The following is a 14,982-nucleotide window of genomic DNA, read 5'->3' as shown; positions in this document are numbered from 1 at the left end:
GTAGCCTACTGTAAGTTTACGCGCAGTCAACACTTTATCTCCCGCACCGCCAGATCAGCCACAATAGCGGTACAACCTCGTCATCCTTCACTCTGCATGCGTGTTTTGGTTGTTATTCGGCCCCCATGGGCCTCGTCCAGACGGGCCAACGCTTCACATTGTTCAAAACGCTGGCGTTTCGTCCTGCAATTCGACTTCTTTAGGGTATAGTTTACCATTAAATTTTCCTTTTCTTTGCTGACGGAGCCAGTGGTATGTCCTTTGATTCTTCTATACGAGCGGCGATTTTCGATATGGATGGGTTGCTGATTGATTCAGAACCGTTGTGGGATAAAGCAGAGCTGGAAGTGATCGCCTCGTTGGGCGTAGACATTTCATTACGGCAATCCATGAAAGATACTCTGGGCCTGCGCATCGATATGGTTGTCGAACTTTGGTATCAGCACTCACCCTGGACGACACCCAGTCGGGATGAGGTTGTCCGCCGTATTATCGATCGCGCCATCGAACTTGTTGCCGAACAGCGCCCGCTTTTGCCCGGCGTCGAACATGCCCTGCAGCTGTGCCGTGAACAGAATCTTAAAATTGGTCTGGCTTCCGCGTCGCCGCTCCACATGCAGCAACAGGTGCTGCGAATGTTTAATCTGGAGCACTACTTTGATGTCTTAATGTCAGCAGAGACGCTGCCGTATAGCAAACCTCATCCTGAAGTGTATTTGAATGCTGCAAACGGACTCGGCGTTCCCCCTACGCAATGCGTGACGCTGGAGGATTCGGTAAATGGCATGATCGCGACCAAGGCGGCGCGCATGCGTTCAATCGTTATTCCGCAGGCTGAGTTCCGCGCTGACGCACGTTGGGCGCTGGCAGACTATAAGCTGGATTCTCTGAGTCAGCTGACCGCTGAACACGTAATGTAGGCGTATTGGTGTAGAAATAAAGAAGCGGAAAGATAGAAAAGCAGGCGCTGCGGGAGATGGAGAAAGCGTGGTCAGCCAATAGGCTGACCACGCGTTAAGACATTATAGGAAATCAGCACGCTTCGGCGAGAAAGCATCGATCAGGACGCTGCCGTCCTCCAACGAAACCACGCCGTGCATCTCGTTTTTCACTGCCAGATAGGCGTCGCCAGTTTTCAGGATACGTTTTTCACCTTCGATCACGACTTCAAAGCTGCCAGCGGCAACATAAGCAATCTGATCGTGAATTTCATGGAAGTGCGGCGTACCAATGGCACCTTTATCAAAGTGCACGTAAACCATCATCAGCTCATCGCTCCAGGTCATGATCTTACGCTTAATGCCACCACCCAGCTCTTCCCACGGCGTTTCATCATCAATAAAGTATCTTCTCATTATCATCTCTCCTCTAACGCTTGTATTGCCCATACCTTCTATTGCGTCAATAAACCGTGCACGACAACGAGTGTATGACTATGGATTGCGACATTTTAGCCACATCAGTACCAGAAGAAACATAAAATAAGCAAAACCATGACGGCCCTCAAGAAATAAATAAAACATTATTTCATTTTTATTGAATTCACATCCCATCCAAACTATCATCCCGCATAACAAGAAAGAACCGGGCATGTTGAGGAACAGGTGACGTTGTCACTGCCACGCAGCATCATCTGTTTCGCCCGGCGCTTTCGCCAGGGATGATTCCTGCTTCAGGAACCGCGCCTGATTTTTGTTTTTCTCTGAAAGAGAGGCTAAGCAATGCAAGTTCGTCAAAGCATTCACAGTGATCACGCGAAGCAGCTGGATACCGCAGGCCTGCGTCGTGAATTCCTGATCGAGCAGATTTTTTCTGCCGATGCCTACACTATGACCTATAGCCACATCGACCGAATCATCGTCGGTGGCATCATGCCCGTGCACAGCGCCGTTACGATTGGCGGTGAAGTGGGTAAACAACTCGGCGTCAGCTATTTCCTGGAACGTCGCGAACTCGGCGCTATCAACATTGGCGGCGCAGGAATCGTGACTGTCGATGGTGAGCGCTATGACGTGGGTAATGAAGAAGCAATCTATGTTGGTATGGGCGTGAAAGACGTGCAGTTTACCAGCGCCGATGCGGCTAACCCCGCTAAGTTCTACTACAACAGCGCACCAGCACATACGACATACCCTACCCGCAAGATTACTCAGGCTGACGCATCACCGCAAACCGTGGGTGAAGATGCCAGCTGCAATCGCCGCACGATTAACAAATACATCGTTCCTGATGTATTGCCGACCTGCCAGCTAACAATGGGATTAACCAAACTGGCTGAAGGCAGCCTATGGAACACCATGCCTTGTCATACGCATGAGCGCCGGATGGAAGTCTATTTCTACTTCGATATGGACGATGAAACGGCCGTTTTCCACATGATGGGGCAACCGCAGGAAACCCGTCACATAGTTATAAAAAACGAGCAAGCGGTGATTTCACCGAGTTGGTCGATTCATTCCGGTGTTGGCACCAGACGCTACACCTTCATCTGGGGCATGGTTGGCGAGAATCAGGTTTTCGGTGACATGGATCACGTCAAGGTTAGCGAGTTACGTTAATCGCTTTCAACCGGAATTACCGGTGTTCCCTACAGTAACAGCTAACGACTAAGTATTGTCGCTTATAGAGAGATTACAGATATGATTTTAAATTCTTTTGATTTGCAAGGTAAAGTTGCTCTTATCACAGGTTGTGATACGGGTTTGGGTCAGGGTATGGCTATCGGTCTGGCGCAAGCGGGCTGTGATATCGTCGGCGTCAACATCGTTGAACCGAAAGACACCATCGAAAAAGTCACTGCATTGGGACGCCGTTTCCTCAGCCTGACCGCCGACATGAGCAACGTCTCTGGTCATGCAGAGCTGGTAGAGAAAGCCGTTGCTGAATTTGGTCACGTTGACATTCTGGTTAACAACGCCGGTATCATCCGCCGTGAAGATGCGATCGACTTCAGCGAGAAAAACTGGGACGACGTAATGAACCTGAACATTAAGAGCGTTTTCTTTATGTCTCAGACCGTTGCGCGCCAGTTCATCAAACAAGGTAAAGGCGGCAAGATCATCAACATCGCATCAATGCTGTCCTTCCAGGGTGGTATCCGCGTACCTTCTTATACCGCGTCAAAAAGCGCCGTTATGGGTGTAACTCGTTTGATGGCGAACGAGTGGGCAAAACACGGTATCAACGTCAACGCAATTGCACCGGGATATATGGCTACCAACAATACCCAGCAGCTGCGTGCCGATGAAGAACGCAGTAAAGAAATCCTGGATCGTATCCCAGCAGGTCGTTGGGGCTTACCGCAGGACCTGATGGGCCCAGCCGTATTCCTGGCTTCCAGCGCATCTGACTACATCAACGGTTACACGATTGCTGTTGATGGCGGCTGGTTGGCTCGCTAAGCGCAATTTTTCTTAGCGGCATTTCGCCAACTTGCGATAAAAAGCACAATTCCGGTTGTGCTTTTTATTTATTTTTCAAGTCGTTATTTCTTTTTTCACGATTCTTTCTCCTGCCAAAATCCTTTCTTAAAAAAAATCAAAACAACGTTCCGACTTTGATCACACTTTCGATATTGCGTGCATGACGACAAGGTTAATAGCGCAATATAATCAATCAAAACAGTGTTTCTATTTATAAGGAACTGTTCCACGGTTCCATAAGAAGGTACTCCATGAGTATTTTTGAAAACTTATACACCAGCAGGAAATCGCAGCTCGACGAATGGGTTGCTGCACTTGATAGCCACATTGCCTGCGTTCAGGATAAAGGCCGCAGCCAAACTAAGCCGACGTTATTATTGGCCGACGGCTTTGATGTGGAAAACTATGCCCCTGTGGTGTGGCAATTCCCGGATGGGCACAGTGCACCTATTTCTAATTTTGCCAGCCAGCAAAACTGGCTCAGAACGCTGTGCGCCATGAGCGTTGTTACGGGTAATGATATTTACCAACAGCACGCTATCGCACAAAGCGAATATTTCCTGGATCACTTCGTTGATGATAATAGCGGCCTGTTCTACTGGGGCGGTCACCGCTTTATTAATCTGGATACGTTGGACGGCGAAGGACCAGAATCCAAAGCTCAGGTGCATGAATTAAAGCACCACCTGCCCTATTACGCACTATTGCACCGTGTGAATGCGGAAAAGACGCTGAATTTCTTTCAGGGTTTCTGGAACGCACACGTTGAAGATTGGGAATCACTGGATCTGGGTCGCCATGGCGATTACAGCAAGAAACGCGATCCAAATGTTTTCCTGCATGCCCGCCATGACGTCGTCGATCCGGCACAGTGGCCTGTTCTGCCGTTAACGAAGGGGCTGACTTTTGTTAATGCCGGCACAGACCTGATTTATGCCGCGTTCAAATATGCAGAATACACGGGCGATAGCCACGCCGCAGCCTGGGGTAAGCATCTTTATCGCCAATACGTGTTGGCGCGCAACCCTGAAACCGGTATGCCAGTGTACCAGTTCAGTTCACCACAGCAGCGCCAGCCGGTACCGGAAGACGATAACCAGACGCAATCCTGGTTTGGCGATCGCGCCCAGCGCCAGTTTGGCCCGGAGTTTGGTGAAATCGCACGTGAAGCCAATGTGCTATTCCGCGATATGCGCCCACTGCTGATTGATAACCCACTGGCAATGCTGGATATTCTCCGCACGCAGCCCGATGCCGAAATGCTGGATTGGGTTATTTCAGGGTTAAAAAATTACTACCAGTACGCCTACGATGTCACCAGCAATACGCTGCGCCCGATGTGGAACAACGGTCAGGACATGACAGGCTACCGTTTTAAACGCGATGGCTATTACGGCAAAGCGGGAACGGAATTAAAACCGTTTGCATTAGAAGGTGATTATTTATTACCGCTGGTTCGTGCTTATCGTCTGAGCGGCGATGAGGACCTGTACGCACTGGTTAACACCATGCTGACGCGACTGAATAAAGAAGACATTCAATCCATCGCTAGTCCGTTACTGTTGTTAACCGTCATCGAACTGGCCGATCACAAGCAATCAGAATCCTGGGCACATTACGCCGCGCAATTGGCGAGCGTTTTGTTTGAACAACATTTCCATCGTGGCCTGTTTGTTCGCTCCGCACAGCATCGTTATGTTCGTCTGGATGATACCTATCCGCTGGCTTTACTGACTTTCGTTGCCGCCTGTCGCAACAAATTAAACGATATCCCGCCGTACCTGACACAGGGTGGATATGTTCACGGTGATTTTCACGTTAACGGGGAAAATAGAATTGTTTATGACGTGGAATTAATTTATCCAGAGTTATTAACAGCTTAATTTTATGTTTTTTTAATGGTTCACAATTAATCAATAGGTAAGCATTATGAATGAAAACAGAATGCTGGGGTTAGCCTATATCTCCCCCTATATTATAGGGCTGATAGTTTTTACCGCTTTCCCCTTTGTTTCGTCATTTATCCTCAGTTTTACTGAGTATGACTTGATCAATCCGCCTGAATTTACGGGACTAGAAAACTATCACCGTATGTTCCTGGAAGATGATCTCTTTTGGAAATCAATGGGCGTCACCTTTGCCTATGTATTTCTGACCATTCCATTGAAATTAATCTTCGCACTGTTAATTGCGTTTGTACTTAATTTCAAATTACGTGGTATCGGTTTCTTCCGTACTGCTTACTATGTGCCTTCTATTCTGGGCAGCAGCGTGGCAATCGCCGTATTGTGGCGTGCACTGTTCGCCATCGATGGTTTGTTAAACAGCTTCCTCGGCGTGTTTGGCTTTGACGCCATCAACTGGCTGGGCGAACCGTCTCTGGCACTGATGTCGGTAACCCTGTTGCGCGTATGGCAGTTCGGTTCCGCGATGGTGATCTTCCTGGCTGCATTGCAGAACGTTCCGCAATCACAGTATGAAGCGGCAATGATCGACGGCGCATCCAAATGGCAGATGTTCCTGAAAGTAACGGTACCGCTGATTACACCAGTTATCTTCTTTAACTTTATCATGCAGACCACTCAGGCATTCCAGGAGTTTACGGCACCTTACGTCATCACTGGCGGCGGTCCAACGCACTACACCTACCTGTTCTCGCTCTATATCTACGATACAGCGTTCAAGTATTTCGATATGGGCTACGGTGCTGCGCTGGCATGGGTTCTGTTCTTGGTTGTTGCGGTATTTGCGTCTATCTCCTTTAAGTCGTCGAAATACTGGGTGTTCTACTCCGCTGATAAAGGAGGAAAAAATGGCTGACATGCATTCAAACCTGACTACAGCACAAGAAGTTGCTGCTGCAGAAGTACGCCGCACGCTGCGTAAAGAAAAACTCAGCGCCGCTATCCGTTACGTGATACTGCTGTTTGTTGGTTTACTGATGCTTTATCCACTGGCGTGGATGTTCTCAGCATCGTTTAAACCGAACCATGAGATCTTCACTACGTTGGGTCTGTGGCCTGCTCACGCCACCTGGGACGGTTTCGTTAACGGTTGGAAAACCGGTACGGAATACAATTTCGGTCACTACATGATTAACACTTTCCAGTATGTGATTCCGAAAGTGGTTCTGACCGTTATCTCCTCGGTAATTGTGGCTTATGGCTTCGCTCGCTTTGACATTCCGTGGAAGAATTTCTGGTTTGCCACGCTGATTGCCACCATGCTGCTGCCAAGCACCGTGTTGCTGATTCCGCAGTACCTCATGTTCCGTGAAATGGGCATGCTGAACAGCTATCTGCCACTGTACTTGCCGGTCGCGTTTGCAACACAAGGGTTCTTTGTGTTCATGCTGATCCAGTTCCTGCGTGGTGTACCACGTGATATGGAAGAAGCAGCCCAGATCGATGGCTGTAACTCTTTCCAGGTTCTGTGGTATGTGGTCGTGCCGATTTTGAAACCAGCCATCATCTCTGTTGCGCTGTTCCAGTTCATGTGGTCAATGAACGACTTCATCGGTCCGCTGATTTATGTTTATAGCGTGGATAAATATCCGATTGCGCTGGCGCTGAAAATGTCTATCGACGTTACTGAAGGCGCTCCGTGGAATGAAATTCTGGCCATGTCCAGCATCTCCATTCTGCCATCCATTATTGTTTTCTTCCTGGCACAGCGCTACTTCGTACAAGGCGTGACCAGCAGCGGAATTAAAGGTTAATAGAGGATTTATCATGGCTGAAGTTATTTTCAATAAACTGGAAAAAGTATACTCCAACGGTTTCAAAGCCGTTCACGGCATCGACCTGACGATCAAAGACGGCGAATTCATGGTTATCGTCGGCCCGTCTGGCTGTGCGAAATCCACCACGCTGCGCATGCTGGCAGGCTTGGAAACCATTAGCGGCGGCGAAGTTCGCATCGGTGAGCGCGTTGTTAACAATCTGGCGCCAAAAGAGCGTGGGATTGCGATGGTGTTCCAGAACTATGCCCTCTACCCTCACATGACGGTAAAAGAGAACCTGGCGTTTGGTCTGAAACTGAGCAAAATTCCTAAAGAGCAAATCGAAGCGCAGGTAGCAGAAGCGGCCAAAATTCTGGAGCTGGAAGAACTGATGGATCGTCTGCCGCGCCAGCTGTCTGGTGGTCAGGCACAGCGTGTGGCCGTAGGCCGCGCCATCGTTAAAAAACCAGATGTGTTCCTGTTTGACGAACCGTTGTCAAACCTGGATGCCAAACTGCGTGCTTCCATGCGTATCCGTATTTCCGACCTGCATAAGCAGTTGAAGAAAAGCGGTAAAGCGGCGACAAGCGTATATGTTACCCACGACCAGACTGAAGCAATGACCATGGGTGACCGTATCTGCGTGATGAAACTCGGTCACATCATGCAGGTCGATACGCCGGATAACCTGTACCACTACCCTGTCAACATGTTCGTTGCTGGCTTCATTGGTTCACCAGAAATGAACATCAAGCCATGCAAACTGGTCGAGAAAGACGGTCAGGTTGGCGTTGTTGTGGGTAATAACGCGCTGGTGTTAAGTGCTGAAAAACAAGATAAAGTGCGCAGTTATATCGGACAAGACGTATTCTTCGGTGTTCGCCCAGACTATGTTTCCGTGTCAGATACGCCATTTGAAGGCAGCCACTCACAGGGCGAGCTGGTTCGCGTAGAAAACATGGGCCACGAATTCTTTATGTACATTAAAGTCGATGGCTTTGAATTAACCAGCCGCATTCCTTATGACGAAGGTCGGCTGATTATCGAGAAGGGACTGCATCGTCCGGTATATTTCCAGTTCGACATGGAAAAATGCCATATTTTTGATGCAAAAACAGAAAAAAATATCTCTCTTTAACAGGAGTAGTAACCGATGAAAAAAGCGATCCTACACACGTTAATAGCTTCATCTCTGGCGTTAGTGGCAATGCCGTCTTTAGCCGCTGATAATGTGGAATTGAGAATGTCATGGTGGGGCGGCAACAGCCGTCACCAACAGACGCTCAAGGCCATTGAAGAGTTCCATAAGCAGCACCCGAACATCACCGTAAAAGCGGAATACACTGGCTGGGATGGTCACCTGTCTCGTCTGACAACACAGATCGCCGGTAATACCGAGCCAGACGTGATGCAGACCAACTGGAACTGGCTGCCGATTTTCTCTAAAAACGGTGATGGTTTTTACGATCTGAACAAAGTTAAAGATTCTCTGGATCTGACTCAGTTCGAATCCAAAGAACTGCAAAACACCACGGTCAACGGCAAACTGAACGGTATTCCAATTTCTGTTACTGCTCGCGTGTTCTATTTCAACACCGAAAGCTGGAAAAAAGCCGGTCTGGAATATCCGAAAACGTGGGACGAGCTGCTGAACGCCGGTAAAGTGTTCAAAGAAAAACTGGGCGACCAATACTACCCTATCGTGTTGGAACACCAGGATTCTCTGGCCCTGCTGAACTCTTATATGGTTCAGAAGTACAACATTCCAGCGATTGATGTAAAAGGTCAGAAATTCGCCTACAGCGATGCGCAATGGGCTGAATTCTTTGGCATGTATAAAAAACTGATCGATAGCCATGTCATGCCTGATGCGAAGTACTATGCCTCTTTCGGCAAGAGCAACATGTATGAAATGAAGCCATGGATTACGGGCGAATGGTCTGGTACTTACATGTGGAACTCCACCATTACCAAGTACTCTGACAACCTGCAACCACCAGCAAAACTGGAATTGGGTAGCTACCCAATGCTGCCAGGTGCGAAAGATGCCGGCTTGTTCTTCAAACCTGCACAGATGCTGTCTATCGGTAAATCGACTAAGTATCCTAAAGAGTCTGCTCAGTTGATCAACTTCCTGCTGAACAGCAAAGAAGGTGCTCAGGCTCTGGGTCTGGAACGTGGTGTTCCGTTGAGTAAAGCGGCTGTTGCTCAGCTGACTGCTGATGGCGTCATCAAAGACGATGCACCAGCGGTTGCCGGGTTGAAACTGGCGCTGTCTCTGCCACATGACGTTGCCGTTTCTCCTTATTTCGACGATCCGCAAATCGTTTCTCTGTTTGGTGATACCATCCAGTCTATCGATTATGGTCAGAAATCTGTGGAAGACGCCGCGAAATACTTCCAGCGTCAATCTGAGCGTATTCTGAAACGCGCAATGAAATAATGTAATACCCGATTTACCCTGTAATTCATCCCTGCCGTACTGACGGCAGGGATTTTTCATTTAAATTAAAACAACCTCGATATTCAATTCGATCTCCCTCACAATTTGAAACCCCATTTTACTTTTTGTTACCCAAGACGATCTCGATCACAGAACGCAGTTTAATAATAAATAAAATAGAACTTGTCCCAAAAAGCATAATGCGCGTTTTTTATTAAGCAATATCCTAACCAATAGGGAATATAACAATGAAATTTAAATTACTAGCTCTGGCTGTTACGTCATTAATTAGTGTGAATGCAATGGCTGTAACAATTGATTACCGTCATGAAATGATGGATACTCCGAAAGCCGATCACAAAGATCGTATTTCAATGTCACACCGTTTTGCTAATGGTTTTGGTTTATCTGTAGAGGCAAAATGGAAGAATGGCGAACCAGCTTCAAGAGATCAAGTAACGCCAAATAAACCGTACCATGAGACGGTAAGCAACGGTACTGAAGTGGTTGCCAGCTATGTTTACAACTTCAATAAAACCTTTTCTTTGGAACCAGGTTTCTCTTTAGATTCAAACTCTACCTCCAACAACTACCGCCCTTACCTGCGCGGAAAAGTCAATATTACTGACGATCTGTCTACTTCTCTGCGTTACCGCCCATATTATAAGCGTAATAGCGATAAAATCGGCACTTCTTCACCAACACAAGAGAACGGTTATAACCTGACCGCTGTTGTTAGCTATAAATTCCTGAAAGATTTCCAGGTTGATTACGAATTAGATTATAAAAAAGCGAATAAAGCGGGCGCTTATCAGTCTGATTTCGACACATGGAAAATTGATCATGATGTGAAATTGGCTTATAAGTTAGACAAAAACTGGAAACCTTATATGGCTGTAGGTAACGTTGCAGATTCCGGTACTAACGATCATCGTCAAACTCGTTACCGTGTTGGTGTACAATACAGCTTCTAATAACGGTCTTATTATTTAAATAAGCGTTATAAGTTGGAAAAAGGGATGTTAGTGTTAATTGATTCACCCAGTTTTATTTTTATCATTAACATCTCTTTATTATGATGTCCGTCGTAGGTTAGTTACGTTTCGTTGTTACATGTAGTGTCGTTAACTGCGATTTAGCTACATGCGTTTTAGCTGTTGGAATTGCTGTGTCTGATTTACCCTCTTCGTGTATGAATGTTATTTCTTTATTAAAATTTGCGGTTCAGGGTGGTCATTTTTTCTCCGATGTGATGGCTACCCTATTTTTTACCACCGCCCAACGATTTCCCCCCTCCTTCCCTTTGTCAGGTGATCTATCATGATTGTTCGTTCTCTGCTTGTCGGGGCCATTATGATGTCTGTAAATGGATTCAGTTACGCCCAACCTGTTTTTCCTGTCTGGCCGCACGGCGAAGCGCCAGGAGCCTCTTCTTCAACGGCACAGCCACAAGTGGTCGAACGGAGTAAAGATCCCTCTCTTCCCGATCGGGCAGCAACCGGTATTCGCAGCCCCGAAATTACCGTTTATCCAGCAGAAAAGCCCAACGGCATGGCATTGCTCATTACGCCCGGCGGTTCTTACCAGCGCGTCGTGTTGGATAAGGAAGGCAGCGATCTGGCACCTTTCTTTAATCAGCAGGGATACACGCTTTTCGTGATGACCTACCGTATGCCCGGTGAAGGCCATAAAGAAGGTGCCGACGCCCCGTTAGCCGATGCACAGCGAGCCATCAGAACCCTGAGAGCCAATGCTGAGAAATGGCACATTAATCCACAGCGCATCGGTATTATGGGATTCTCCGCCGGTGGTCATGTTGCTGCCAGCCTCGGAACCCGATTTGCGCAATCCGTTTACCCCGCGATCGATGCCATTGATAGCGTAAGTGCACGTCCTGACTTTATGGTGCTGATGTACCCCGTGATTTCGATGCAGGCGGATATTGCGCACGCAGGCTCGCGCAAACAGTTAATCGGCGAACAGCCGACGGAAGCGCAGGTGCTACGTTACTCTCCAGAGAAACAGGTTACCGCACAAACGCCCCCTACATTTCTGGTGCATGCGGTTGACGATCCGTCAGTGTCGGTTGATAACAGTCTGGTGATGTTCAGTGCACTGCGGGCAAAACAGATTCCGGTTGAAATGCATCTTTTTGAGAAAGGTAAGCACGGTTTCGGCCTGCGCGGTACCAAAGGACTGCCCGCCGCTGCCTGGCCTCAACTGCTGGACAACTGGCTACGTGTTTTACCGGTAAACAACGAACAACCGAAAACTGCGCCATAAAAGGCGGCACATACCATAGCCGAAATAAATCGTTACGCCGTCACCGCTTCCGCAGGCAGGAATAATCTCTTATACTGTATAAAATAACAGTTTTATTTGAGAAGTTTCATGACTGCGGAAGGACACCTGCTGTTTTCTGTTGCCTGCGCGATTCTGGCTAAAAAAGTTGAGCTATCGCCAGCGCTGGCTACCGGAGATTGGTGGCACATTATCCCCGGTGCACTCCTTACCGCGCTACTGCCCGATATCGATCACCCCAAATCCGTCCTCGGGCAGCGTCTGAAGTGGCTTTCTGCGCCTATTGCCCGCCTCTTTGGTCATCGTGGATTTACCCACAGCCTCCTTGCCATCGCCGCCGGTATTTTCTTTATCCAGACGCGCCTACCGCCAGATTGGCCGATCCCGACGGATGCCTACCATGCCATGATCGTCGGTTATCTGAGCCACATCCTTGCTGATATGCTGACCCACTCCGGCGTTCCCCTGCTTTGGCCCTGTCGCTGGCGTTTCCGCTTACCGCTCTTAAACAGCCAAAAAGGCAATCAGCTAGAGCGCTTCCTGTGCATTGCCTGTATCGGTTTTTCACTGTATCAGCCGCAGAAGAATTTGAATTGCTGCACTTACGAGCAGTCATTTCGCTTTTTGCAATCCGCGCAAACCTACCTCTTCCAATACGTGAAATAACCGCGTTACCTAGCGTAATACCCTAAATAATTCGAGTTGCAGGACAAAACGCTAGCGTTTTGAACAGCGCTTGCGCTGACCCCGAAGGGGTGAGGCCATAAGGCCGAATAACGCGGCAAGAGAAGGACAAATTCGTTGGGAACGAATTTGACCAGCCAAAGGCTGGCCTCCGGTGAGAGACAGGATGTCTCTCATTTAATCCCGATGAGCTTACTCAGGTAAGTGATTCGGGTGACAAATCTGCCAGGAGCAGATTTGAACGCTGCTTGCAGCGGCCCTTCAGGGCGAGGCCCACGACGGGCCGAGTATTTGAGCGTAGCCAACGCACATGCGGCTTGAAGTATGACGGGTATAGACATATCTCTGTAACATGATGGCAAAAGACCTGCTATCCTGTGCGCGTTTGTTATTTTTTATCGCAAAAAATCACACTGCCTCCACCTACTTACGCTGCTGCGCTGGGTTGCGGGCAATGTGGTGCGATTCACTGATAGGGAGAAAAGCCGGATGAATTTTCCGCTACTCATAAATATTCTGCTATTTGTCGTATTACTACTCGGACTCGGTTATGCCAGCCGTAACGCCTCCTGGAGTCTGGCAAAGAAAGTGTTGCTGGGCTTGGTTGTCGGGGTGCTATTTGGCCTGGCGCTGCATCTGATTTATGGCGGCGACAACCCGGTCATCAAACAGTCCATCTCATGGTTTAATATTGTCGGTAATGGCTATGTGCAGTTGTTACAGATGATCGTCATGCCGCTGGTCTTTATCTCCATTCTGAATTCCGTTGCCAAGCTGCATAATGCGTCGTCATTAGGGAAAATCAGCCTATTGACCCTTTCCACCCTGTTGATCACCACGTTAATTTCTGCGCTGGTTGGCGTCTTTGTGACTAACCTGTTTGGCCTGACGGCGACCGGACTGGTACAAGGCGCGCAGGAAACCGCGCGATTAACGGCGATTGAAAACAACTATGCTGGCAAAGTTGCTGACCTTAACGTTCCTCAGCTTATCCTGTCATTCATTCCTAAAAACCCGTTTGCTGAGCTGACTGGCGCGAACCCGACTTCCATCATCAGCATCGTCGTCTTCGCAGCGTTCCTTGGCGTTGCGGCTCTGCAACTACTGAAAGATGACGCAGTGAAAGGCGAACGTGTTTTAACCGCCATTGACACACTGCAATCCTGGGTGATGAAGCTCGTTCGTCTGGTGATGAAATTGACCCCTTACGGCGTCATGGCGTTAATGACCAAAATGGTTGCCAGTTCTAACCTGCAAGACATCCTCAAGCTGGGCAGCTTTGTTGTCGCGTCCTATCTGGGGCTGGCGATTATGTTCGGTGTCCATGCACTGATTCTGTCTTTCACTGGTATCAATCCAGCACGTTTTTACCGTAAAGTCTGGCCGGTGCTGACGTTCGCGTTTACCAGCCGTTCCAGCGCAGCGACGATCCCACTCAGTATTGAGGCACAAACGCGCCGTATTGGCGTACCGCAATCTATCGCCAGCTTTGCCGCCTCTTTCGGTACGACAATCGGTCAGAACGGCTGTGCAGGGCTTTACCCGGCGATGCTGGCCGTCATGGTTGCGCCGACGGTCGGCATTAACCCGTTGGATCCCGTCTGGATCGCGACGCTGGTTGGTATCGTCACAATCAGTTCTGCCGGCGTAGCCGGTGTGGGCGGCGGCGCAACCTTTGCTGCGTTAATCGTCCTGCCTGCAATGGGGCTGCCGGTGACCCTCGTTGCGCTGCTGATCTCCATTGAACCGCTTATCGATATGGGCCGTACGGCGCTTAACGTCAGCGGTTCGATGACGGCCGGTACCGTCACCAGCCAGTTGATGAAGCAAACAGATAAAACGGTTTTCAACGCGCAGGATGACGCTGAGCTGACGCATCGCTAAGCCACGTTTGCCATGCAAAAGAAAACGCCGACGGCTGATGCTGTCGGCGTTTTTTTATGGCGGACATCCTTGTCCGTCATCCTACGTTTTTTTATGACGATATCGTACAGTCAGGTGACTTAGCGCTGTGGATTAGTGTCGTAAGCCTGGCAGCTCTGGAAGCCTTTATTGAGAACATGTCCAGTGTCGTTGTAGCTCACGAAATAGTTCTGCGCGGTGCCATCGCGGTTTTTCAGCAGATAATCACTACAGGTTCCCTTGGCATTCACCAGACGCCTTTCCATTCCGCTGCCTGCGAGTTGATGAACCTGCTGCTTCGTCATTCCCACCTTCACATCTTTCACCACGGGCTCATTAACATAGCTTTCTGCCTTGTTATAAGCCGAACATCCCGCCAGCATGACAGCACCCGCTGCCGCAATACATACCAGTAATCTGTTATTCTTCATGTCATCACCTCATTATTAATGGGTCACCCTAAGGCTAGTCGGCGGCGACCACTTTTTCAAATCATAACGCGGGTATGT

The 14,982-nt window shown here is 48.7% G+C and carries 13 protein-coding genes and 1 pseudogene; 12 read left to right on the top strand and 2 right to left on the bottom strand.

What is annotated here, in order from left to right:
• Positions 1-254: 254 nt before the first annotated feature.
• Positions 255-920 carry a hexitol phosphatase HxpB gene (gene hxpB / locus R9X49_RS06150; RefSeq protein ID WP_319847594.1) on the top strand — a complete coding sequence of 222 codons (666 nt, stop codon included), beginning with the start codon at positions 255-257 and terminating at the stop codon, positions 918-920.
• Positions 921-1,022: 102 nt separating this feature from the next.
• On the opposite strand, the gene R9X49_RS06145 is transcribed toward hxpB, so the two are convergent.
• Positions 1,023-1,355 (bottom strand): cupin domain-containing protein, encoded by a 333-nt coding sequence (locus R9X49_RS06145; RefSeq protein WP_010275594.1) that lies wholly within the window; start codon positions 1,353-1,355, stop codon positions 1,023-1,025.
• Between the two features lie 366 nt (positions 1,356-1,721).
• Between R9X49_RS06145 and kduI the strand changes: the two genes are divergently transcribed.
• The 11 genes and pseudogenes from kduI (at position 1,722) to R9X49_RS06090 (ending at position 14,455) form a co-directional block, all read left to right on the top strand.
• Positions 1,722-2,558 (top strand): 5-dehydro-4-deoxy-D-glucuronate isomerase, encoded by an 837-nt coding sequence (kduI, locus tag R9X49_RS06140; RefSeq protein ID WP_319847593.1) that lies wholly within the window; start codon positions 1,722-1,724, stop codon positions 2,556-2,558.
• 81 nt (positions 2,559-2,639) lie between these two features.
• Positions 2,640-3,401 (top strand): 2-dehydro-3-deoxy-D-gluconate 5-dehydrogenase KduD, encoded by a 762-nt coding sequence (gene kduD, locus R9X49_RS06135; protein ID WP_180741113.1) that lies wholly within the window; start codon positions 2,640-2,642, stop codon positions 3,399-3,401.
• A 272-nt stretch (positions 3,402-3,673) separates the two neighbouring features.
• On the top strand, positions 3,674-5,305 hold the full coding sequence (gene pelW, locus R9X49_RS06130; protein ID WP_319847592.1) for a pectate disaccharide-lyase PelW: 1,632 nt from the start codon (positions 3,674-3,676) through the stop codon (positions 5,303-5,305).
• A 46-nt stretch (positions 5,306-5,351) separates the two neighbouring features.
• The gene (locus R9X49_RS06125; RefSeq protein WP_005968854.1) at positions 5,352-6,242 is read left to right on the top strand and encodes a carbohydrate ABC transporter permease; all 891 of its coding nucleotides are present in this window, start codon (positions 5,352-5,354) and stop codon (positions 6,240-6,242) included.
• Positions 6,235-7,140 (top strand): carbohydrate ABC transporter permease, encoded by a 906-nt coding sequence (locus R9X49_RS06120; RefSeq protein WP_010299968.1) that lies wholly within the window; start codon positions 6,235-6,237, stop codon positions 7,138-7,140. The genes R9X49_RS06125 and R9X49_RS06120 overlap by 8 nt, the downstream gene beginning before the upstream one ends.
• Positions 7,141-7,153: 13 nt before the next feature.
• Positions 7,154-8,281 (top strand): ABC transporter ATP-binding protein, encoded by a 1,128-nt coding sequence (locus tag R9X49_RS06115; RefSeq protein ID WP_015840145.1) that lies wholly within the window; start codon positions 7,154-7,156, stop codon positions 8,279-8,281.
• 15 nt (positions 8,282-8,296) lie between these two features.
• The gene (locus R9X49_RS06110) at positions 8,297-9,586 is read left to right on the top strand and encodes an ABC transporter substrate-binding protein (RefSeq protein ID WP_319847591.1); all 1,290 of its coding nucleotides are present in this window, start codon (positions 8,297-8,299) and stop codon (positions 9,584-9,586) included.
• Between the two features lie 248 nt (positions 9,587-9,834).
• The gene (locus R9X49_RS06105) at positions 9,835-10,560 is read left to right on the top strand and encodes an oligogalacturonate-specific porin KdgM family protein (protein WP_319847590.1); all 726 of its coding nucleotides are present in this window, start codon (positions 9,835-9,837) and stop codon (positions 10,558-10,560) included.
• A 346-nt stretch (positions 10,561-10,906) separates the two neighbouring features.
• Positions 10,907-11,869, top strand: a complete 963-nt coding sequence (gene paeX, locus R9X49_RS06100) for a pectin acetylesterase PaeX (protein ID WP_319847589.1) — start codon at positions 10,907-10,909, stop codon at positions 11,867-11,869.
• Positions 11,870-11,977: 108 nt separating this feature from the next.
• Positions 11,978-12,484: pseudogene (locus R9X49_RS06095) on the top strand (metal-dependent hydrolase); the annotation flags it as partial.
• Between the two features lie 576 nt (positions 12,485-13,060).
• The gene (locus tag R9X49_RS06090) at positions 13,061-14,455 is read left to right on the top strand and encodes an L-cystine transporter (protein WP_181844179.1); all 1,395 of its coding nucleotides are present in this window, start codon (positions 13,061-13,063) and stop codon (positions 14,453-14,455) included.
• A gap of 119 nt (positions 14,456-14,574) precedes the next feature.
• Here R9X49_RS06090 and osmE read toward each other — a convergent pair whose 3' ends face one another.
• Positions 14,575-14,904: an osmotically-inducible lipoprotein OsmE gene (gene osmE / locus R9X49_RS06085; RefSeq protein ID WP_180741123.1), complete on the bottom strand. Its 330-nt coding sequence runs from the start codon at positions 14,902-14,904 to the stop codon at positions 14,575-14,577.
• Between the last annotated feature and the right edge of the window lie 78 nt (positions 14,905-14,982).

The sequence above is a fragment of the Pectobacterium carotovorum genome, from assembly GCF_033898505.1.
GTDB lineage: Bacteria > Pseudomonadota > Gammaproteobacteria > Enterobacterales > Enterobacteriaceae > Pectobacterium > Pectobacterium carotovorum_J.
Note: the sequence above shows the minus strand (reverse complement) of the source record. Positions and strands in the feature narration are given on the sequence as shown.

What these genes read in the sequence shown, in the direction of transcription:
- hxpB (WP_319847594.1), top strand. Translation starts at nt 255, where the DNA reads ATGTCCTTTGATTCTTCTATACGAGCGGCGATTTTCGATATGGATGGG.
- R9X49_RS06145 (WP_010275594.1), bottom strand. Translation starts at nt 1,355, where the DNA reads ATGAGAAGATACTTTATTGATGATGAAACGCCGTGGGAAGAGCTGGGT.
- kduI (WP_319847593.1), top strand. Translation starts at nt 1,722, where the DNA reads ATGCAAGTTCGTCAAAGCATTCACAGTGATCACGCGAAGCAGCTGGAT.
- kduD (WP_180741113.1), top strand. Translation starts at nt 2,640, where the DNA reads ATGATTTTAAATTCTTTTGATTTGCAAGGTAAAGTTGCTCTTATCACA.
- pelW (WP_319847592.1), top strand. Translation starts at nt 3,674, where the DNA reads ATGAGTATTTTTGAAAACTTATACACCAGCAGGAAATCGCAGCTCGAC.
- R9X49_RS06125 (WP_005968854.1), top strand. Translation starts at nt 5,352, where the DNA reads ATGAATGAAAACAGAATGCTGGGGTTAGCCTATATCTCCCCCTATATT.
- R9X49_RS06120 (WP_010299968.1), top strand. Translation starts at nt 6,235, where the DNA reads ATGGCTGACATGCATTCAAACCTGACTACAGCACAAGAAGTTGCTGCT.
- R9X49_RS06115 (WP_015840145.1), top strand. Translation starts at nt 7,154, where the DNA reads ATGGCTGAAGTTATTTTCAATAAACTGGAAAAAGTATACTCCAACGGT.
- R9X49_RS06110 (WP_319847591.1), top strand. Translation starts at nt 8,297, where the DNA reads ATGAAAAAAGCGATCCTACACACGTTAATAGCTTCATCTCTGGCGTTA.
- R9X49_RS06105 (WP_319847590.1), top strand. Translation starts at nt 9,835, where the DNA reads ATGAAATTTAAATTACTAGCTCTGGCTGTTACGTCATTAATTAGTGTG.
- paeX (WP_319847589.1), top strand. Translation starts at nt 10,907, where the DNA reads ATGATTGTTCGTTCTCTGCTTGTCGGGGCCATTATGATGTCTGTAAAT.
- R9X49_RS06090 (WP_181844179.1), top strand. Translation starts at nt 13,061, where the DNA reads ATGAATTTTCCGCTACTCATAAATATTCTGCTATTTGTCGTATTACTA.
- osmE (WP_180741123.1), bottom strand. Translation starts at nt 14,904, where the DNA reads ATGAAGAATAACAGATTACTGGTATGTATTGCGGCAGCGGGTGCTGTC.